This is a genomic window from Enterocloster bolteae, from assembly GCF_002234575.2.
Classification (GTDB): domain Bacteria; phylum Bacillota; class Clostridia; order Lachnospirales; family Lachnospiraceae; genus Enterocloster; species Enterocloster bolteae.
The window spans coordinates 4,901,882-4,921,326 of record NZ_CP022464.2 but is presented as its reverse complement, the minus strand read 5'-3'; the positions used below and the strand labels follow the sequence as shown (position 1 = coordinate 4,921,326).

20 protein-coding genes are annotated in these 19,445 nt (G+C 48.0%); 19 read left to right on the top strand and 1 reads right to left on the bottom strand.

From position 1 onward, the window contains the following. Positions 1-141: 141 nt before the first annotated feature. From CGC65_RS22735 to CGC65_RS22715, 5 genes are all read left to right on the top strand, one after another. Positions 142-1,248, top strand: coding sequence for a hypothetical protein (locus CGC65_RS22735; RefSeq protein ID WP_002568621.1), 1,107 nt, complete (start codon positions 142-144; stop codon positions 1,246-1,248). Next, positions 1,245-1,904, top strand: coding sequence for a response regulator transcription factor (locus CGC65_RS22730; RefSeq protein WP_002568620.1), 660 nt, complete (start codon positions 1,245-1,247; stop codon positions 1,902-1,904). Before CGC65_RS22735 ends, CGC65_RS22730 begins: the two co-directional genes overlap by 4 nt. Further along, a complete protein-coding gene (locus CGC65_RS22725; RefSeq protein WP_002568619.1) occupies positions 1,901-3,313 on the top strand; it encodes a HAMP domain-containing sensor histidine kinase in 1,413 nt (470 codons plus the stop codon). Before CGC65_RS22730 ends, CGC65_RS22725 begins: the two co-directional genes overlap by 4 nt. After that, positions 3,310-4,161 (top strand): hypothetical protein, encoded by an 852-nt coding sequence (locus tag CGC65_RS22720; RefSeq protein ID WP_002568618.1) that lies wholly within the window; start codon positions 3,310-3,312, stop codon positions 4,159-4,161. The genes CGC65_RS22725 and CGC65_RS22720 overlap by 4 nt, the downstream gene beginning before the upstream one ends. Before the next feature lie 96 nt (positions 4,162-4,257). Then, positions 4,258-5,793 carry an N-acetylmuramoyl-L-alanine amidase gene (locus CGC65_RS22715; RefSeq protein ID WP_039896917.1) on the top strand — a complete coding sequence of 512 codons (1,536 nt, stop codon included), beginning with the start codon at positions 4,258-4,260 and terminating at the stop codon, positions 5,791-5,793. A 3-nt stretch (positions 5,794-5,796) separates the two neighbouring features. Here CGC65_RS22715 and CGC65_RS22710 read toward each other — a convergent pair whose 3' ends face one another. Then, on the bottom strand, positions 5,797-6,357 hold the full coding sequence (locus CGC65_RS22710) for a sugar O-acetyltransferase (RefSeq protein ID WP_002568616.1): 561 nt from the start codon (positions 6,355-6,357) through the stop codon (positions 5,797-5,799). A gap of 167 nt (positions 6,358-6,524) precedes the next feature. Here CGC65_RS22710 and CGC65_RS22705 point away from each other — a divergent pair, with 167 nt between their 5' ends. The 14 genes from CGC65_RS22705 to CGC65_RS22640 all read left to right on the top strand — a co-directional run bounded on the left by CGC65_RS22705 (position 6,525) and on the right by CGC65_RS22640 (position 19,439). Then, positions 6,525-7,523: a LacI family DNA-binding transcriptional regulator gene (locus tag CGC65_RS22705; RefSeq protein ID WP_002568615.1), complete on the top strand. Its 999-nt coding sequence runs from the start codon at positions 6,525-6,527 to the stop codon at positions 7,521-7,523. 87 nt (positions 7,524-7,610) lie between these two features. Beyond that, positions 7,611-8,612, top strand: coding sequence for a sugar ABC transporter substrate-binding protein (locus tag CGC65_RS22700; RefSeq protein ID WP_002568614.1), 1,002 nt, complete (start codon positions 7,611-7,613; stop codon positions 8,610-8,612). Between the two features lie 39 nt (positions 8,613-8,651). After that, positions 8,652-10,166 carry a sugar ABC transporter ATP-binding protein gene (locus CGC65_RS22695; protein WP_002568613.1) on the top strand — a complete coding sequence of 505 codons (1,515 nt, stop codon included), beginning with the start codon at positions 8,652-8,654 and terminating at the stop codon, positions 10,164-10,166. A gap of 13 nt (positions 10,167-10,179) precedes the next feature. Then, complete coding sequence (locus CGC65_RS22690; RefSeq protein ID WP_002568612.1) at positions 10,180-11,136, top strand: ABC transporter permease; 957 nt, start codon at positions 10,180-10,182, stop codon at positions 11,134-11,136. Between the two features lie 80 nt (positions 11,137-11,216). Further along, a complete protein-coding gene (locus CGC65_RS22685; RefSeq protein ID WP_002568611.1) occupies positions 11,217-12,599 on the top strand; it encodes a hypothetical protein in 1,383 nt (460 codons plus the stop codon). 54 nt (positions 12,600-12,653) lie between these two features. After that, the gene (locus CGC65_RS22680; RefSeq protein WP_002568610.1) at positions 12,654-13,547 is read left to right on the top strand and encodes a sugar phosphate isomerase family; all 894 of its coding nucleotides are present in this window, start codon (positions 12,654-12,656) and stop codon (positions 13,545-13,547) included. Next, complete coding sequence (locus CGC65_RS22675; protein ID WP_002568609.1) at positions 13,544-14,581, top strand: carbohydrate kinase family protein; 1,038 nt, start codon at positions 13,544-13,546, stop codon at positions 14,579-14,581. The genes CGC65_RS22680 and CGC65_RS22675 overlap by 4 nt, the downstream gene beginning before the upstream one ends. Before the next feature lie 128 nt (positions 14,582-14,709). Further along, positions 14,710-15,105 carry a CheW domain-containing protein gene (locus CGC65_RS22670; protein ID WP_002568608.1) on the top strand — a complete coding sequence of 132 codons (396 nt, stop codon included), beginning with the start codon at positions 14,710-14,712 and terminating at the stop codon, positions 15,103-15,105. A 10-nt stretch (positions 15,106-15,115) separates the two neighbouring features. Further along, positions 15,116-15,445 (top strand): hypothetical protein, encoded by a 330-nt coding sequence (locus CGC65_RS22665; RefSeq protein WP_007036048.1) that lies wholly within the window; start codon positions 15,116-15,118, stop codon positions 15,443-15,445. Beyond that, complete coding sequence (locus tag CGC65_RS22660) at positions 15,429-16,274, top strand: CheR family methyltransferase (RefSeq protein ID WP_002568606.1); 846 nt, start codon at positions 15,429-15,431, stop codon at positions 16,272-16,274. Before CGC65_RS22665 ends, CGC65_RS22660 begins: the two co-directional genes overlap by 17 nt. Beyond that, the gene (locus CGC65_RS22655) at positions 16,267-16,632 is read left to right on the top strand and encodes a response regulator (protein ID WP_002568605.1); all 366 of its coding nucleotides are present in this window, start codon (positions 16,267-16,269) and stop codon (positions 16,630-16,632) included. The genes CGC65_RS22660 and CGC65_RS22655 overlap by 8 nt, the downstream gene beginning before the upstream one ends. 19 nt (positions 16,633-16,651) lie before the next feature. Beyond that, entirely contained in the window at positions 16,652-18,328 is a 1,677-nt protein-coding gene (locus CGC65_RS22650; protein WP_002568604.1) for a methyl-accepting chemotaxis protein, read from the top strand. Positions 18,329-18,346: 18 nt separating this feature from the next. Beyond that, the gene (locus CGC65_RS22645) at positions 18,347-18,970 is read left to right on the top strand and encodes a chemotaxis protein CheC (RefSeq protein ID WP_002568603.1); all 624 of its coding nucleotides are present in this window, start codon (positions 18,347-18,349) and stop codon (positions 18,968-18,970) included. Continuing rightward, positions 18,963-19,439, top strand: coding sequence for a chemotaxis protein CheD (locus tag CGC65_RS22640; RefSeq protein ID WP_002568602.1), 477 nt, complete (start codon positions 18,963-18,965; stop codon positions 19,437-19,439). Before CGC65_RS22645 ends, CGC65_RS22640 begins: the two co-directional genes overlap by 8 nt. Positions 19,440-19,445 lie beyond the last annotated feature (6 nt).

The window sequence follows — 19,445 nt, the reverse complement described above, 5'->3', positions numbered from 1 at the left end:
TTCTTTTTTCGGGCAGCTTTTGAGTACCGGCGGCATCCCCTCAAATATTTTGTTTGGCACAGGCCATGAATATGTTTGAATTCCCATCTTTATTTGATATAATCGGAATAGTACATTAAGAAAAGCTGGTGCATGCCATTGATGAATCAAACATATTCTGCCTTTTCGTTCCGGACCATCCTGTTTCTGATCACAACAGCTGTCTTATGCCTGGGCTTTCCTGGGGCATCCAACGGTGCCCCGGATTCCCAGGCTGTTTCCCGTTCATACAGTGAATACAGGCAGCGCCTTAACGCGGTCGGTCAGATCGGGGATATTGAAAGGGAAGGGTTTGAGGCGGTGGACAGCCAGATATTCCCCATGACCATGAAGGGAGAGGGGGAGGTGTCCTTTATACCGGCCTTTGACAGGGAGTCCAACCGGCTGGTGCTGTTTTTTGCCAGGGCGGACGGGACCATGGCATATAAGACAGACCAGCTGGAGACCAATAACCGGATAAGAGGTCAGCTCAGGCAGCCCGACAGCCGGGTGGCCGCCGTGTCCTTTCAGGATATGGACGGGGACGGATGGCAGGATATCGTGCTCATAACCGCCTGTGCCAATGAGGGCGCCGGTAAACAGGGAAAGCCCTACAAGGTGGGGGATGTGCTGTTTCAGAAAAATGACGGTTTTTACAGGGATTACAGACTCTCCGAAAAGATGAACCGTTTTGGCATGAATAAGAGCATCCGTTTCATCACATCTTTTGTCCGGGACGGATACTCTACCGAGTTTCTGTATACGGCCACTGCCCAGGATGAGCTTTTGTCCCACGGGATGACGGTCATTTCGGAGCAGAGCCGTTCTATCCGGTTTGAGAAGTTCGGCCGCCTTTTGGTTGTCCCGGGCACCTACCGGATGGCGGAGTACACGGTATTCATGCTGTACCTGGTAAATGAACAGGGCTATATTGTCTGGAGCTTCCAGCCCATGGGAGAATATGAACATCTCTATGCGTTAAAGGGCGTTATCTGCCAGGATATAGACGGGGACGGACTCAAAGACATTGTCATACTGGCGGATTACAGCTATGAGGGAAGTGACGGGGGGACGGTCGTGGAGGGAAGCTACGCCATTTACTATCAGCGGACCGGCGGATTTTTTGAAGATACGGACATGAAACAAACACTTATATTAGAGGAAGGCGATACCCTGTCAGGCTTGACGGACAGGGCCCGCGCATATTGGGGGTGGAGGACAGAACCATGATAAAAGTACTGATAGTAGATGATGAAAAACCAATTTGTGATTTGATTGATTTAAACCTGTCGGCCAGCGGTTACCATTGTACGTCTGTCCAGGACGGGGCGGAGGCCCTCCGGCTCATAGAGAATCAGTTTTTTGACCTGATACTGCTTGATATCATGCTGCCGGGAGTGGATGGCTACGATATCATGAGCTACATCCGCCCCATGGATATACCGGTGATTTTTATAACTGCCAGACATGAGGTAAAGGACAGGGTAAAGGGACTGCGCCTGGGCGCGGACGACTATCTGGTGAAACCCTTTGACGTGGTGGAACTGGTGGCCAGAGTGGAGGCTGTTCTCCGCAGATACAATAAGACGGAGCGTCTGCTGACAGCCGGCGACGTGACCGTGGATGTGGAGGCCCGCAGGGTTACCAGGGCAGGCAGGAATGTGGAACTGACCAACAAGGAATTCGGCCTTCTGGTACTCTTCATACAAAATAAAAATGTGGCTCTTTTCAGGGAGACCCTGTATGAAAAGGTGTGGGAAGGGGAGTACTCCGGGGACAGCCGCACCCTGGACCTGCATGTGCAGCGGCTGAGAAGAAAACTGGGATGGGAAAATAATCTGGTGGCAGTCTACAAGGTGGGATACCGCCTAGAGGTAGTTCAATGAAATTTTCGTTCAAACTCCTGCTGTGGACCATGATTGTCATGGCCCTGGGTTTTGGGTTCAGCGGATATTATTTTGTCAATTACGTGTTTCAGACCTCCATGGACCGGGAAGTAAACCAGGCCATGGATGAGAGCAGCATTCTCCGTTTTGCATTTGAGACAGCTGCCCTCAATGTGCCGGCCAAGTATGATGTGCTCCAGGATACCACGGTGAGTCAGATAGCATCCAATCTGGAGTCGGGAGGCAGGAGCTCCGGCCGCCTGCTGCGTATTTGTGATGAGCAGAAAAATGTGCTCTATGCCAGCACCGGATTCGGCGGGGGAGACGGGCTTTTGGACCGGACAGGCCAGGATACCAGGACATACAGAGTCATAGAACAGGATGGAGCATACTACATACAGACAGGTACGGCTGTCAATGCCCTGGACCGGGTGCTGTATCTGGAGACCATGAAGGACGTGTCAGAGGTGTTTCGGGACAGGTCCCGGGGTTTCTCTGTCTACCGCAGGGTGACTGTGGCCATGCTGCTTTGCGGTACGGCTGTTATGTATCTCATAGCGTCCTTTCTGACCAGGCCCATCCGTCTGCTGACCAGGGCCACCAAGCGCATGGCCTCCGGGGATTATCACCACAGGGCCAGGAAAGTCAGCAGCGACGAACTGGGACAGCTCACAACGGATTTTAACCAGATGGCCAATGCCCTGGAGGATAACATCAATCAGCTGGAAGATGAGATTCAGGCCAGGGAGGACTTTGTGGCTGCATTTGCCCATGAGCTTAAGACGCCGCTGACCTCCATTATCGGTTATGCGGATGCCCTGCGCTCCCGCAGGCTGGATGAGGAAAAGCAGTTTATGTCCGCCAACTATATTTACACGGAAGGGAAACGCCTGGAGGCCATGTCCTTCCGCCTGTTAGACATCATGGTCACCAGGAGGGGAGAGGTGGAATTTACCATGGTGTCGGCCGAATCCCTGTTTCTGTACCTGTATGACATGTACGTGATCAACAAAAGCATGAAAATATATTTTAACTATGATGACGGCATGGTGAGGGCGGAGGCCAATCTGATTAAGTCTGTTCTCATGAACCTGCTGGACAATGCGTTCAAAGCTTCCGAGGCGGACGGCCTCATTGAGGTCTACGGCCATCTGATGAAGGACGGATACTGTTTTGAAGTAAAGGATCACGGAGTGGGCATACCGAAGGAGGAACTCCACAAGATTACCAAGGCATTTTACATGGTTGACAAGTCCAGGTCCAGAAGCCGCAACGGGGCAGGGCTGGGACTGGCTCTGTGCGCGGAAATACTGGAGCTTCACAAAAGCCGCCTGAACATAAGGAGCGAGCTGGGGAAGGGAACCACCATGAGCTTCACCCTGCCCCTCTGGAAGGAGGACCAGTTATGAGAAGAATGGCAGCAAACCTGTTATTCCTGTTGTTTGCGGGGCTGATTATGGCCCTGTCCATCTGCGGTCCTGAGATGCTGACCAGATACAGGGACAGGACCATGTTGGGGGAGATACATGCCATGACAGCGGATACGGAGGGGGAGGGATACCGCTATACATTAAGCGCCGCTGAAAAGCTCCACATATTGTCAGAAAGCCTGAGCAGCCAGACCTTTCCCGAAACAGGACAGGCTCTGATACCTGAAACAGGGCAGGCGTTGACGGCGGCAAACGGCAGCCAGGCGGAATATGAGAGTCTGGAGGGGGCTTATGCATTTGTGATGAATCACAGAGGGCCTTCCGGCCAGGAAATCACGGACTCCCAGATTTATGAGACATGCAACCGGGGGCTGGAGGAACTGAAAACACTGGGAATCCTGCCTGAATCCGTTCGGCCAGTGGAAAAGGATGAGTATGACGCTGTCCTCTATTCAGCCATTGATGTGCTGGAGCCCAGGAATAATGTGGCGGTCTGGAAACTGAGCCTTATAAACAGCCAGAAAAATACGGACAAGGAAAACCGTCTCATGGAAGCCTATATAGATGGAGATAACGGAAGGATTTATGAATTCTATGCCAGGTCGTCCAGGCTGTGGGATGACATGGATCCGGAGCAGATTGTGGGTACGTGGAGTTCCTATATGGGGTTAGAGAAGCCGGCGGCCTTCGGGGACCAGAATCCGTTAATGGAAGCAACCCCTTACTTTGAAAAATATGTTATCAGCCAAGGGGAGGAGGAAGAAACCATAGTAACAGTTGGTTTTTATGAAGGAATCAATGAATTGTTCCTGAAAATTTCCAGATGATGCAACTTTGATGCAAAAATGATGATAATTTGATGCCGCTCTTGTGTATGCTGATTGCAGTACACAAGAGCTTTTTATATGAAAAGGACAGGCGTCATGGACAGAATAGAGATAAAACCGTATGATTATGGCAGACAGACAGAGCGCAGAAGGCAGGCCAGGCGCAGGGCCAGGAGAAGGGCATTTTTTCTGGCCGCCGCAGAATTGGCCGCAGGCGTATGCATGACCATGGCAGTGATGGCCATGGTCATACCGGAGAAACGGGAATTGGGAATGGCAGGAACAGAGCAGGGACGGATAAAGCAGGAAATAACAGAGCGGGAAAGGATAGAGCGGCAATGTACAGGACGGGGAGGGACAGAAATCCTGTCCCGTATATTGGAAGACACATGTGTCCTGCAAAGTTCCATAAAAGGCCAGGGGGAATCCCTCCTTTCTTTTGGCAGTCAGAATTCTTTATATACAGGTCCCCTTGTTATTGCGGTGGATGCAGGCCATGGCGGTGAGGATGAAGGCGCCAGCCAGGAAGGCGTAATGGAGAAGGACATCAACCTGGCCATTGCGGAGCGGCTGAAGGTGAAACTGGAGGATATGGGATATACTGTTGTGATGGTGCGGGAGGACGACGCATACCGTTCAAAGGAAGAACGGGTGGAGGCAGCACACAAGGTCCGGGCCGGCGCTTATGTCAGCATTCATCAAAATACATGGGAGGACGCGGCGGCAAGGGGAATAGAGACCTGGTATTCCGGAAAGGACGGGGCTTCGGACAGCGGGCGTTTAGCCGCGCTGGTCCACAAGGAAGCAGTCAGAAGTACAGGGGCAGAGGCCCGCGAACTGAGAGGGGATGCAGAATTTACAGTCACCGGACAGACCTTTGTTCCATCATGTCTGATCGAGACGGGGTTTCTGTCTAATCCCCGTGAAAGAGAACGGCTGACAGACCCGCAGTACCAGGAAAAACTGGCAGGGGGCATTGCCAAAGGCATTGATCTGTATTTTAATCCCAAAACCATGTATCTCACCTTTGACGACGGTCCTTCTGCTGAAAATACCAGTGCGGTGCTGGATGTGCTGAAAGCCAGGAATATAAGAGCTACCTTCTTCGTGGTGGGAGAAAATGTCAGGAAACACCCCGATGTTGCAAAAAGAATCGCGGCAGAGGGACACACCATTGGTATCCACTGCAACCGCCATGACTACAAGGAACTCTACGAAAGCAGGGACAGCTATCTGGCGGATTTTGAGGAAGCTTACAGGGCTGTTCTGGAAGTGACCGGGGTAAAGCCTGTTCTTTACCGGTTTCCCGGAGGCAGCATCAATGGCTATAACCGGAAGGTTTACAAGGAAATCATAGCCGAGATGGACGCACGGGGATTTGTCTATTTTGACTGGAATGCCAGTCTGGACGACGCGCTGAAAAAGTCCCGGCCCCAGGAGCTGATTGACAATGCCATGAAAACCATTATGGGAAGGCAGCAGGTAGTCCTTCTGGCCCACGACATGGTCCACAGCACATCTCTTTGTCTGGATGGTCTCATTGACCAGTTGCCGGAATACAGGATGGAGCCGCTGACGCCGGAGGTGGCGCCGGTGCGGTTCAGGGAACAGGACAGTGCTGGTGTTTACTGACTTTTAGTCCAGTGTACGGATGACCCTGGCGGGATTCCCTACCGCCAGGGAATTGGACGGGATATCTTTGGTTACAATACTGCCTGAACCTATGATGACATTATCTCCGATAGAAACGCCAGGGTTGATGATGGCACCGCATCCAATCCACACATCGTTGCCAATGGTCACGGGTGTGGCATATTCCAAATCCCTGGAACGGAGCTTTCTGTCCTGGGGATGATTCACAGTAATGATGCTGACGTTGGGGCCAATCAGGCAGTGGTGTCCAATGGTAACTTTATTACAGTCCAGTATGGTCAGATTATAATTAGAATAAAAATGGCTGCCAATATGGATGTTGTAGCCAAAGTCACAATGAAACGGCTGTTCAATACAGGCATCCTTTGGTGGATGGTTTAGGATTTGCTTTAGGAGTTTCCGACGTTTCTTACGTTTGTTCGGAGGCAAATGATTATATTGATGAAGCAGCATCTGGACATTCAGGTGTTCTTCCAGTAATAGAGGGTCCTGATTATAATATAACTGTCCATCTAAACGTTTCGATTTTTCGGTATTTATCACAGTCTATTTCTCCTTATTCAATGTATGATTATTGATTTTAACATGGATAAATAAATAAAGCAAGATTGATAACTGTATAAAATGTATAGTATTAGTCGTTGACAAGCTGAAAAATTGTGCTATAATCGAATTATCGAAACGTTTTTATGCAACTAGGAGGAAAATGAATGGAAAAGAGAGCTACAATCAAAGATGTAGCTAGACTAGCAGGTGTTTCCATATCAACAGCATCCTTGGCCATTAATGGGAAAGAGGGGGTTACAGACAAAACCAGGAAGATGGTATTGGATGCAGTAGAGGAGCTATCATACCAGCCCAATAATGCTGCCCGTAATCTGAGAACATCCGGAACAAAGGTAATTGGTCTGCTTATACCGGATGTGAGAAACTGCTTTTATAGTGAGATTACAGAATACATACGAAGAGAAGTGGAAAGTTACGGCTTTTTTCTTATATTAGGGATTACAGGAAACAGCAGTAATAATGAGAAAAAGTATATTTCTGAATTCATTTCGAGAAAGGTTGACGGAGTTATATGGGTTCCGCAGCTGACTTATGTCAATGATATTGAACATATGAAGAAGCTGGATGAATATGGAATACCCTATCTGTTTCTGGCCGCCTACTATGAGCAGAGCAGCGCACCCTTTGTTATGTGTAATCTGAAAAAGGGCTCCTATCTGATGACACAGTACTTGATTGAACGGGATATTCATAACATCGTGATGCTGATTGGCGACAGACGGGTTGATGAGACATATATCAGCGGTTATAAGATGGCGTTAGAAGAAGCCGGTCTGGTTTATTCCGAGTCCAATGTTTATGAGAGTACCTATCATTTTGATGATGTGCAGAAGCTGGCCATGGAGATATTGAAGGAGAGGCCGGAGGCAATCATGACTAACAGTGATTTTACGGCTTGTGCAGTGCTTCAGGCAGCCAGGATTAAAGGCTTATCTATTCCAAGGGATTTGTCCGTATGCGGTTATGATGATGTCATATACGCTACAATCAACCAGATTCCGCTGACAACCGTGAGCCAGCCTATCGAGCGTATGTGCAAGCTGGCAGTCAATAACCTGATGAACCTTTTGCAGTATGGTATTGTTCCTGACTCAGTTATTTTGGAGCCATCCTTGATTATCAGAGACACTGTCAAACGATAAAGAATTAAGGTGTTTATCAAACACCTTAATGTTTACCTGAAAATCGAAACGTTTCGAATCATTTTCCTGCCAAAAGGAGGTATATTCATGAAGAAAAAAATGGTAGCAATGTTGTTAGTTCTTTCACTTATGGGGACATTGGCTGGATGCTCTGCATCGGGTGGAAACGCGGGCGATAAGGCTGAACAGAAGCATACGGATACAGCCGCCACATCCGGTGGGGATAATAAGGCAGACTCCGGTATGGAATTTGTATATGTGACGCAGGACAGTGCCAATCCGTATTTTATCCAGGTTTACGATGGATTCCAGTCAAAATGTGCAGAACTGGGAATTAAGACACAGATCTTGGATTCCAAGTATGATGTAGCCACTCAGGTTTCCTATGTAGAGGATGCGGTACAGCGTGATGTAGACGGAATTATGATATCACCTTTGGATGAGAATGCCCTGAAAACAGTGGTGGACCAAGCTAAGGAAAAGGGAATCGTAGTATCCGCAGAGGCGCAGCCTGTGAGCAATGCGCAGATTGACGGCTCTCTGGATGAGTATAATATAGGATATGCTATTGGCAATGCGGCCGCTGAGTGGATTAAAGCAGAACAGGGTGGAAAAGGAAGAGCGCTGATTCTTGCTCAAGATGATGTGGAGGCGGTCATCCGAAGAGGAGACGGCATCAATGATGGTATTTTGGAGAACGCCCCTGAGGCAGAGGTGGTAGCCAGACAGAATGCCAGCAATACAGATCTGGGAATGAAGGTGACGGAGTCCGTTTTGTTGGCAAAGCCTGAGGTAAATGTGATATGCGCCTGCGATGACTTTACGGCAATCGGCGCGTACGAAGCAGTATCGGCCATGCAGAAAATTCCGGACAATTTTTATATCGGCGGCTGTGATGCCACGGATGAAGGAAAAGAAAAAATGAAAGTTGAAAACAGTGTTTACAGATCATCCTGCAACCTGTTCCCTTATGAAGCAGGTGAGGACCTGGCCGAAGCTATGTATAAATATTTAACAGAAAAACAGGAAGATGCAGTGGTTCAGAGAAGGTATGAGCCAGTTTGGCAGAAAGATGTGGTTGGAAACTAGCCATAATGAAGTGCGAGGAATGATGGAGGAAGTGGATGAATGAACAATCGGTTAGAGGAAACTCCTCAAATTGATGATACAGATATAATTCTGGAAGTCCATAAGATTTCCAAGCGGTTCGGGGGAATCAAGGCCCTTAATAATATTGATTTTTCTGTCAGAAGGGGAGAAGTACACGCTCTGGTGGGAGAGAATGGGGCGGGGAAGAGCACCTTTATTAAGATTCTTACAGGTGCCCACGCACCTAGCGAAGGTAAAATCATGTTTGACGGAAAGGAATATAGCGGATTGACTCCTGCATTGGCGCTGGACGCAGGAATAACAGCCATTTATCAGGAATTTAATCTGATACCGTTCCTGTCTGTAAGTGAGAACATTTATTTTGGCCGCGAACTCATGAAACAAGGTTTTTTGGATTATGAGCAGATGAATGAAAATACCAAAAAAATGTTTAAAGAGATTGGAACGGCCATTAATCCTAAAATTCGTGTTCAGAGACTGGGGATTGCACAGCAGCAGCTGGTGGAAATCGTAAAGGCTATCTCAAAGAATGCAAAATTGATTATCATGGATGAGCCGTCGGCACCGCTGACAGAACAGGAGACAGAGACTCTCCATACAATTGTAAGACAGTTAAAGGGAAGAGGAATCACTATCATTTATATTTCCCACAGAATGGAGGAAATCTTTGAAATATGCGATCGCGTATCAGTTTTTCGGGATGGGAAATATATATCTACTCATCCGGTTTCTGAGACCAGCCGTGAGACCCTGATTGCAGATATGGTCGGAAGGGAGATGGGGGAGACATTTCCCGATTTAGGCCACATCAACGAGGAGAAAGTTCTGGAGGTGAGCCATGTAAGCAACAGAAGGCTTAAGGATATGTCACTGGTTTTGAGAAAGGGGGAGATACTGGGAATCGGAGGTTTAGTAGGTGCAGGAAGGACTGAACTTCTCAGGGCGCTCTATGGGGCGGATGAAATTACGGAAGGTGAAATCATTCTAAAGGGGAAAAAGATAAACATTACCTCGCCGGCAGTGGCCCTGAAAAACAGTATTGCTCTTTTGCCGGAGGACAGGAAACAGCAGGGTGTAATTATGGGTATGAGCATAGAACATAATATATCATTTGCCATTCTGGACAGATTATCCCGCTTTGCCGTAATTAAGAAGAAGCAGGAAAAGGATATCTGCAATAAGCTGGTTGCTGACCTTTCCATAAAAATAAGCTCACTTCTGCAGCCAGTAATGAAATTGTCTGGAGGAAACCAGCAGAAGGTTGTTCTCGCCAAATGCCTTGCAACGGAATGCAATGTGCTATTTATTGATGAACCAACCAGAGGGATTGATGTTGGAGCCAAACAGGAGATCTATAAAATCATGCGACAACTGGCTGACAACGGCACCAGCATCATAATGGTATCGTCGGAGATGTCAGAGCTGATTGGAATGTCGGATAGGATTATCGTGATGAAGGAGGGGCAGGTTGTAAAGGAATTGATGCCTGAAGAATATTCCCAGGAATTAATTCTGAATTATGCAGCTTTATAGAAGGGGTATTCATATGAAGAATAAAATGAATATTAATACATTTATTGCAGAATATGCCATTATAATCATTTTTATTGTACTTTTTGCGGCTATGAGCATATTTGCACCTAATTTTTTAACGGGTAGCAATATTGCCAATGTGTTAAGGCAGGTATCTATCAATGGAATCTGCGCTATTGGCATGACGTTTGTCATCCTGACAGGGGGTATCGACCTATCGGTAGGGGCAATCATTGGGGTAAGCGGCGTCCTGACAGCAATGATGATGATAAACAATGTTAATCCAATTATTGCATCCCTGATTTCCCTAGCCTTATGTACCCTTATAGGGTTTGCAACCGGGCTTGTTATCAGTCACATAGGGATACCTCCTATGGTAGCAACCATGGGAACCATGACTTCCTTACGCGGCGTGGCGTATCTGATTACGGGAGGAACTCCTGTATTTGGATTCGATTCACGGTATGCTGTCATTGGTCAGGGCTATGTGGGAGCAGTCCCCATACCGGTCATCATACTTGTTCTGTCATTTGCGGCAGGTATATTCTTCCTGTCAAAGACGAGGCACAGCAGATACATATATGGAGTAGGCGGCAATGAGGAGGTAGCCAGGTTGTCTGGTATCAGTGTTCACAGAATCAAGGCGTTTGTGTATGCGGTAAGCGGATTCTGCAGTGCACTGGCAGGATTAGTCATGCTGGGGCGTCTTAACAGCGGACAGCCCAGGGCCGGTGAGAGTTATGAGATGGATGTCATTACGGCAGTTGTGCTGGGGGGTGTCAGCCTTACCGGCGGTGTCGGAAAAATCAGCCATGTGGTTTTTGGTGTATTGATTATAGGTGTTCTTACTAATGGAATGACAATGATGGCAGTTGATGATTACTGGCAGAGGGTGGTAAAGGGATTAGTGCTGTTATTGGCAGTGGGATTTGACCGATTCATACAGAAGCGGCAGCAGAAATCCGAGTAGATCATTATTTGTGCAGATTTTAAATAGGAAATTCGTTTGTTAAAGAAAACATTAATGTTGAAGTCAGGAGGGACTGAATTATGATGATAAGGCCAAAAATGGGATTTATCGTGTTTGGGGTACATAAGGATGGGTTAAAGGACCCTTTAGGAGTGCCGTTCATTAACCAGAAGATTATAGATGAATCCAAGGCTGCCATTGAGGCCAAAGGTGTAAAGCTGGTAGAAAATGAAATTGTAGTGGCCTATAAGCAGGAAGCCCGTGAGGCGCTTGCCAGATTAAAGCATGATGACAGTGTGGACGGAGTGATTCTTTTTTCCGGAACTTGGGTATGGGCTTCAGAAATCGTGGCAGCGGTAAGAGATTTTGAACGTGCCGGCAAGGGTGTTATTATCTGGACCGTGCCGGGCTCTCAGGGATGGAGACTGGTAGGAACCCTAGCATTAGGGGCATCCTTTAAGGAAATCGGCATGAAGTACCGTTCTGTTTATGGAAGTGACAATGATACGGTCGAAAAGGTGGCATGTTTTTCAAGGGCATGCGCACTGCGGAATAAGTTGAATATGACAACCATAGGGGCCTTTGGAGGAAGAGGAATGGGATTGACCTGCGGATGTGCGGATCCGTCACAGTTCATGAGAGAGTTTGGCGTGGACATTGATTCCAGGGATTCCATGGATATATTGAAAGCTGCCGAAGAAGTGACAGAAGAAGAAATTCAGGACGTAAAAGAGAATCTGATTAAGCCATATTTTCAGGAGATGCCCCCGGATGACGGTTGCACGGAGCGTTCAATCAGATTGTATTTAGCAGTAAAAAAAATAATTGAGAAAGAAAAATTTGATATGTATGTCATTCAGTCATTTCCTGGTCTGGCAGAGGAATATGCTGCCAGCTGCTTTACGCAGAGTATGATGCTGCAGCAGGGAATTCCCACAGCGACACTGTGTGATTATAATAATGTACTCACTGTATTCCTGTTAAGTAATCTGACTCCGGATCCAGTATATTATGGTGATTTCCAATGCATTGATAAGGAGAAAAAAGTGGTTAAGGTAATTGGTGATGGTGCCTGTGCGCCCTCCCTGGCCGGGCCGGACAAAGCCAGATTTGCACATCATGGATTACCTACAGAAGGTTCAGCCGGAGGCCTGTCCGTAGAGGCAGTTCTAAAACCCGGAAAGGTTGTAATGGGTCGCATAGGACGTGATAACGGAATGTTTGAGATGATTCTTCACCGGGGGCAGGTTTACACACCGGATCCGGATGATTTAAAGGACCAGCGGACTGAATCCGGCATGTGGTTCTGGCCTCACGCATTTATTAAGATGGATGTGGACTATGACTATGGTGTACAGGTGTGGGACAGTGAATATATAACTCTGGCCTATGGAGATGAAGAGATTTATGGAACCCTGAAAGAGTTTTGTTACTTAACGGATATTAAACTAATTGAGATGTAAACAAAGCCCTGTTTGTGCTGGAAGGCAGAAACAGAGGAGTCGGGAGTCTAAGCCATGATAAAAAAACAAGATTTATATAAATGGTGCAGTATACCTGCGGAAGAGTTGGAGTCCCATCCTGAGTTGGTCATACGGTTCAGAATGGTGAAGGATTCCTGTGAAATGGGACAAATGATGGCCAGAGAGCTTGTTGATGAAATCGCTCAGGCGGGCAGAGAAGAAAGGCAGTTTCGGGCGATTGTGCCATGCGGGCCAAAATGCTGGTATGCTCCCTTTGCTGAGTATATAAACAAAAACCGGATAAACATGAAGCATGTAACTATATTCCATATGGATGAATGTCTGGACTGGCAGGGAAATCTGTTGGCCCAGGACGATCCCTATAATTTTAGGACATTTATGCTTCGTGAATTTTATGGTCCCATTGCTCCGGATTTAAATATACCTGAAGCCAACAGGAATTTTCTGACCCCAAAGAATATGTATGAAGTAAAAGAAAAAATAGCGGAGGCACCGTTGGATTACACGCTTGGAGGATGGGGGCAGGATGGGCACATAGCCTATAATCAGAGCAGAAGACATCCCTTTTCCCATATTACTATAGAGGAACTGAAGGAATCCAGTATTCGTATCCAGGAGAATAACCTGGATACCATTATCACCTTGGGACAAAGGTCTTATGGAGCAGCATATCAGTTTGTCCCTCCTATGTCCATTACACTTGGAATCAGGGAATGTCTGTCAGCAAAGAAGGTCAGGTTATACAGCGATACAGGTTCCTGGAAACAAACGGCTTTAAGAGTGGCCCTATTTTCGGAGAAGGATTCGGAGTATCCTATGACGCTTCTGCAGGATCATGGGGATGCCATTATTACCGCCACTTATGAGACAGCCAACCATCCCATATCAAGGCATCCCGAATGGAAATTTGCAGGAGTAAATATATGAGAAAACTGAAATACGATTACGTGGTGGGAACCGGAGGGATAGGTTCGGGAATCCTCTTCCGTTTTTCAGATAACATCACTTTGGGAAGGAATGAGTCCAGGCTGGCAGAACTTATGGATGTGCGGGACTTCTGTAAGCTTCACATTATTCTTCATTATGTTATAACCTATCTTAATAAAAGTATACCTGTCTATGCAATCGGCAGAGTCGGGGATGACGTCAGCGGCAGAGAGGTCCTGGGACTAATGGAGCAGTACGGGATAAACTGCAGGTATGTAAATGTGGATTCTCATGAAAAGACCATGTATTCAGTATGCTTTGTATATCCTGACAGTGACGGAGGTAATATTACAACCAGCAATAGTGCCAGCGGCAATATGAGAGAGGAGGATATAGCTGCCTTTTTTGAACAGGAACAATTAAAAGGCAGGGGGCTTGTACTGGCAGCACCGGAGGTTCCTCTGGATATTCGCCTGTATCTGTTGAAAAAGGGAAGAGAGAATTCCTGCTTTAATGTTGCATCGTTTACTTCTGACGAGATGGGGGAATGCATAAGTTCAGGCGCTTTTCAATATGTGGATCTTTTGGCTATCAATAAGCATGAGATGGAAACCCTTGTGACGGCAGGCGGAGTGGAAGCTGAAAGTGGTGCACCGGAGTGTTATGGGTTTCTGCGCAGTCAAAATCCTGGAATTCAGTTGATTGTTACACAGGGGGGAGAGGGAGCCCAGTTCTTTGCCAATGGCTACAGCGAACGAATACCTGCTATATGGAAGCCGGTCAACAGTACGGCGGGAGCAGGAGACTGCTTCCTCGCCACGGTTATCAGCGGGTTGATATGTGGAGTTCCGTTTTACGAGCATGATTCCAGCGTAGGCTTGGGTGGATTAGCGGCTTTGGCATCTTCATTAAAGGTTACATGCAAGGATACCATAGATTTTACATTGGACAGGGAACGCCTGAAAGAAGAGGCTGCCAAGCTGGGGATTGATTTTTCAGAAAAAATAAAGAAACTGTTTTTTAATACGGACTAGAAAAGGTTCCGGGATATGCTCCCGGACCTTTTTTGAATTTTCCAATAGTAAATAACTCCCATATATGGTAGAATATAAACAAAATGTTAAGGGCTCAGAATAACTCAAATCATGGGGAGGGAAAAAGGATGGCTGACGGTGTGAATTCCTACCTGCTCTTTTTTTCAGCGGGTTCTCATTTCCTTCTTCCGCTTTCCTGTGTAAAGCGGGTGACGGACATGAAAGAACGGGAGCCGGAGATGGCCCTGGCTGACTTTTTGGAGCTGCCGGAGGCTGGAAATTTGTCAGACCAGGCCTATCTGATTATTGCAGACTGCGGTGACAGGGAAATTGGTATAAGGGCAGAGGTAGTGACTGGTCTGGTACAGGTGGAGGAAGAACAGATATATGCCATTCCTGAGGCGGTGAGAAGCAGCCGGAACCAGTATATGGATCGCATGGCGGCATTGGATGCGGAAGAGGAAAAAGGAAAACTGGCGTTTATAGTGGTCCCGTCTCTTCTTATACCACGGCCGGTGCTGTGAAGGAGACAGAATGATGGAGCTGGTGACCGTAAAAGACGGAAGCTGTACCGTGTATGTGGAAAAAAATCTTATCAAGCAAGTGGTGATACATCCGCAGATACAGCAGGTGCCTGGCGCGCCTGACCATATCTGCGGAATCATGCTGTATGAAAGGACTCCGGTTGTGTTCTGCCGGCTGGGAGACAGCGGCGGCTGTACCTGTGGATTCATCCTGGGACTCAGGGACGGGACTATGATAGGAGTCATCGGGGAACCGGGAGCTGAAGATAGCGGGGAACCCGAGAAGATGATGGAAGTCATGCCGGGAATATGGGAGAAAAAATGTGATACGATTGAATGACAGGGAGTTCTGTGAGATTGTGGGATACATCCGGGACAATTATGGTATAAATCTGGAAAAAAAGCAGGTGCTGATCGAGTGCAGGATGGCCAGGGAGCTGGAAAAAAGGGGATTGACCTCCTTTGCCCAGTATATGGAGCAGATGAGAAAGGACAGGACCGGTGAGATGGCTGGTGAGATGGTGAACCGCCTGACCACCAATTATACTTATTTTATGAGGGAGCCGGCCCATTTTTCTATCCTGAATAATAAAATATTGCCGGAGCTGTTTGAGAACCGGAAGATGGGGGGCTGCAGCATATGGAATGCAGGATGTTCCACCGGGGAGGAGGTCTACTCCATAGCCATGCTGATTCAGGATTACGGGGATAGGTTTGAGCGTATGCCGGCTGTCCGCATTCTTGCCACAGACATATCCGCAGAAGTATTGAGAAAGGCAGAAAAGGGAATATATCCGCTGAAGGAAATGGAGGATCTTCCGGAGCTTTGGAAGAGAAAGTACTGTACGGTGGAGGACAACCATACATTCCGGGTGGATGAGAAATTAAAATACAATATACGTTTCAGAAGGCATAATCTGATGGAGATGCCTCCTGGGCCGGAGAAATTCGATTTGATATTATGCCGGAATGTTATGATTTATTTTGACCGGATATCCAGGGAGAAGCTTATAAAGCAGCTGGAACGCTGCCTGAGTCCGGGCGGTTACCTTCTGGTGGGCCATGCAGAGCTTTTGTCCAGGGAGGAGACCAGGCTGGAAGCAGTTTTTCCGGCTGTATATAAAAAGCCTGTCAAAGAGAATGAGGATAGAGGGGGACTATATGGATAAGAAGATTCTGGTAGTAGACGATGCCATGTTCATGAGGAGCATCATTCGCAAGATACTTAAGGAGGACGGATATACCCAGGTGTGGGAGGCCCAGGATGGGGAAAGGGCCATGGAGCTGTTTCGGGAAGTCAGCCCGGATCTGGTGCTTCTGGATATCACCATGCCGGGACGTTCCGGCCTGGAGGTGCTGGAGGAGATGCTGAGCCTGGTCCCCAATATCAGGGTCATTATGTGCTCTGCCGTTGGGCAGGAGATGATGATTCAGAAAGCCCTGACCATAGGGGCTGCTGATTTTATCGTAAAACCATTTAAGGCGGATGAGTTCTCCAGGATAGTCAATCGCTGCCTGGAACAGTAGAAAAGCGGGGAAACAAAGGATGAGAGAGCGGTTCAGGAACTATAAGACAGGAAGGAAGATGGTCATTGCATTTTTTTCCATTATCCTTTTGTATGTAGTGACAGTGACAGTGGCCATTGTCAACGTGGAAACGATATCGTCGCGTATGGAGGCCATTTACGCTGACCAGTTTGCCAATGTGCAGTCATCCCTGCGGATGACTGCCAGTCTGCGGGCAGTTGGGAGAAATATCGCTATTTTGGCTGCCACGGAGGGGCTGGTGGACGAGGATGAATACCTGCAGAATACCAGGGAGCTGATCCGGGATGAACAGGCTGCATTGTCCGAGCTGTCCACCGGATATATTACAGCGCCGGAAAAGGTGGAGGAGCTGAACGAAAAGTTTCAGATACTGGCAGAGACAAGGGCCAGGATAATGACCCTTCTGGAAGCGGGCGAGGATGAGAGGGTGCTGTCCTTATATGCAGACGAGTATCTGCCCCGTTCCAATGATGTAAGGATAGTGCTCTCGGAAGTGGCGGACCTGTCAGCTGAAGAAACAGCTGCAAGCATAGAAACAGAGCACCACAGCAACCATCGGGTCATAATCATGCTGGTTATACTGTCGGCGGTATGTATAGCAGCCACCATCCTTATATGCTCCATGGTCACCAGAAATATCGTGCGCCCCATCAATGAGGTGAAAGAGGCTTCAAATACCATATCCAACGGCCGTTTGAATATTGCCCTTGGGTACAGGTCCAAAGATGAGCTGGGTCAGCTGGCAGATGACATCCGCCGTACTGCAAAGGTTCTGAACAGCTATGTGTCTGAGATACAAAGCGGACTGACCGCCCTTGGAAATGGCCGGCTGAATTACCGCTCTGAAGTGGAATTCAAAGGGGATTTCGTGGCATTGGGCAATGGGCTTAAGGAAATCAGCCGTCTGCTGCGCAATTCACTTCAACAGATTAACAGCAGTGCGGAGCAGGTGTCACTGGGAGCGGAGCAGGTATCAAACAGTTCTCAGGCTCTGGCCCAGGGAGCATCTGAACAGGCGGGTTCCATAGAGGAGCTGGCGGTCAGCATCAACGAGATTGCGCAGAGCGTAAAGGATAATGCTGACAGCGCCGTGGATTCCAGCAGGCAGGCGGCTCTGGTGGGACAGAAGCTGGAGGAATGTGATGGGCAGATGGAAACCCTGATGAAGTCCATACATGAGGTCAAGAACAATTCAGGAAAGATTACCGGCATAGTCAGACAGATTGAGGACATTGCTTTCCAGACCAATATACTGGCGCTTAATGCTGCTGTTGAAGCGGCCAGGGCAGGAGATGCAGGCAGGGGATTCTCTGTTGTGGCAGAGGAGGTAAGGCGGCTGGCCACCAAGACCGCAGGTGCATCCAAGCTGACAGCTGAATTAGTTGAAAAGAATTCCGATGCGGTAAGCGACGGCATGGATGCAGTGAATTTAACAGCACAAACCCTGAAGACTTCCGTGGAAGGCGCCAGACAGGTGAGCCATAAGATGGATAAGATCTCAGAGACATCTGTACAGCAGGCGGATGCCATTACACAGATAAGAAAGAGCGTGGAACTGATTTCTGAGATTGTTCAAGGAAATTCAGCTACATCCGAGGAGAGCGCGGCAGCTAGCGAGGAGCTGTCTGCCCAGGCCCAGTTGTTGAAGGAGCTGGTGGAAAGGTTTGAATTTTAATCACGGGAGATACAGGGAATGGATGGTTATGTACAGTTGGATGAGATATCCAGGGATATATTAAAAGAAATAGGAAATGTGGGGACGGGAAACGCAGTGACTTCACTGTCACAGATGATGGAACAGCCCATTGAGTTGGATATGCCTTCCCTAAAAGTGGTAAAGTACTATAAGATGCATGAACTCCTGGAACAGCCGGAGGAATTGCAGACAGGCATTCTGATTGAAGTTACGGGTCAGCTAAAGGGGATTTTCCTGTTTATGCTGAGCGAAGCCTTTACCAAGACCGTAATAAATACCATTTTGGGGGAGGAGGAACGGAACCTTACGTCTCTGGATGATATGGAGTGTTCTTTGATCAGCGAGCTGGGGAACATCATGTGCGGTTCCTACATACGGGCCCTGTCCCAGCTGATGGACATGGATATGGATGTGTCGGTGCCGGAGCTGTGCATTGATATGGGCGGGGCAATTCTCACCTATCCCATGTCCAAGTGGGTAATTGTAAGCGATGACATACTTCTCATAGAAAATATATTCCATATGTCCGGGGAAATCTTTAAAGGACGTATTCTTTTCCTTCCGGAGCAGGAAGATTTGGGAACTATGCTTTCACGGCTCAGGGAGCAGCGCTATGGATAAAATCATTGTGGGAATCGCGGAAGGAAAGGTTGCCAGGGAAAATCAGGTGCTTATATCCTATGCCCTAGGCTCCTGTGTGGGGATTTGTCTCTACGACCGCAGGGAGCGCATAGCGGGCATGGCCCATATTATACTTCCGGAAAGGAAGTATTCAATCCATTGGGATAACGCCTACAAGTTTGCCGATGAGGGCGTACATGAGCTGATAAATCAGATGAGAGAGCAGGGAGCGCGGCCCGCAGGTCTGATTGCAAAGATTGCCGGGGGCGCCAGAATGTTTGGTGCGCCGTCCGGAATGTTGGATATAGGACAGCAGAATGTAGTGGCCGTAAGGGAATGCCTTGCTCAGGAGGGGATTCGTCTGGTAGCCCAGCATACAGGTCAGAATTACGGCAGGACCATACTATTTTACGCAGAAAACGGAAGGCTGGAAGTGAATACGGTCAGGCATTCAGCCGTCGTATTGTAAGGCCGG

Excerpts from the sequence above, each read along its gene's own strand:
- CGC65_RS22725 (WP_002568619.1), top strand. The coding sequence starts at position 1,901 with ATGAAATTTTCGTTCAAACTCCTGCTGTGGACCATGATTGTCATGGCC.
- CGC65_RS22730 (WP_002568620.1), top strand. The coding sequence starts at position 1,245 with ATGATAAAAGTACTGATAGTAGATGATGAAAAACCAATTTGTGATTTG.
- CGC65_RS22645 (WP_002568603.1), top strand. The coding sequence starts at position 18,347 with ATGGATGGTTATGTACAGTTGGATGAGATATCCAGGGATATATTAAAA.
- CGC65_RS22675 (WP_002568609.1), top strand. The coding sequence starts at position 13,544 with ATGAGAAAACTGAAATACGATTACGTGGTGGGAACCGGAGGGATAGGT.
- CGC65_RS22685 (WP_002568611.1), top strand. The coding sequence starts at position 11,217 with ATGATGATAAGGCCAAAAATGGGATTTATCGTGTTTGGGGTACATAAG.
- CGC65_RS22650 (WP_002568604.1), top strand. The coding sequence starts at position 16,652 with ATGAGAGAGCGGTTCAGGAACTATAAGACAGGAAGGAAGATGGTCATT.
- CGC65_RS22655 (WP_002568605.1), top strand. The coding sequence starts at position 16,267 with ATGGATAAGAAGATTCTGGTAGTAGACGATGCCATGTTCATGAGGAGC.
- CGC65_RS22700 (WP_002568614.1), top strand. The coding sequence starts at position 7,611 with ATGAAGAAAAAAATGGTAGCAATGTTGTTAGTTCTTTCACTTATGGGG.
- CGC65_RS22735 (WP_002568621.1), top strand. The coding sequence starts at position 142 with ATGAATCAAACATATTCTGCCTTTTCGTTCCGGACCATCCTGTTTCTG.
- CGC65_RS22705 (WP_002568615.1), top strand. The coding sequence starts at position 6,525 with ATGGAAAAGAGAGCTACAATCAAAGATGTAGCTAGACTAGCAGGTGTT.
- CGC65_RS22715 (WP_039896917.1), top strand. The coding sequence starts at position 4,258 with ATGGACAGAATAGAGATAAAACCGTATGATTATGGCAGACAGACAGAG.
- CGC65_RS22690 (WP_002568612.1), top strand. The coding sequence starts at position 10,180 with ATGAAGAATAAAATGAATATTAATACATTTATTGCAGAATATGCCATT.
- CGC65_RS22640 (WP_002568602.1), top strand. The coding sequence starts at position 18,963 with ATGGATAAAATCATTGTGGGAATCGCGGAAGGAAAGGTTGCCAGGGAA.
- CGC65_RS22695 (WP_002568613.1), top strand. The coding sequence starts at position 8,652 with ATGAACAATCGGTTAGAGGAAACTCCTCAAATTGATGATACAGATATA.
- CGC65_RS22670 (WP_002568608.1), top strand. The coding sequence starts at position 14,710 with ATGGCTGACGGTGTGAATTCCTACCTGCTCTTTTTTTCAGCGGGTTCT.
- CGC65_RS22665 (WP_007036048.1), top strand. The coding sequence starts at position 15,116 with ATGATGGAGCTGGTGACCGTAAAAGACGGAAGCTGTACCGTGTATGTG.
- CGC65_RS22720 (WP_002568618.1), top strand. The coding sequence starts at position 3,310 with ATGAGAAGAATGGCAGCAAACCTGTTATTCCTGTTGTTTGCGGGGCTG.
- CGC65_RS22680 (WP_002568610.1), top strand. The coding sequence starts at position 12,654 with ATGATAAAAAAACAAGATTTATATAAATGGTGCAGTATACCTGCGGAA.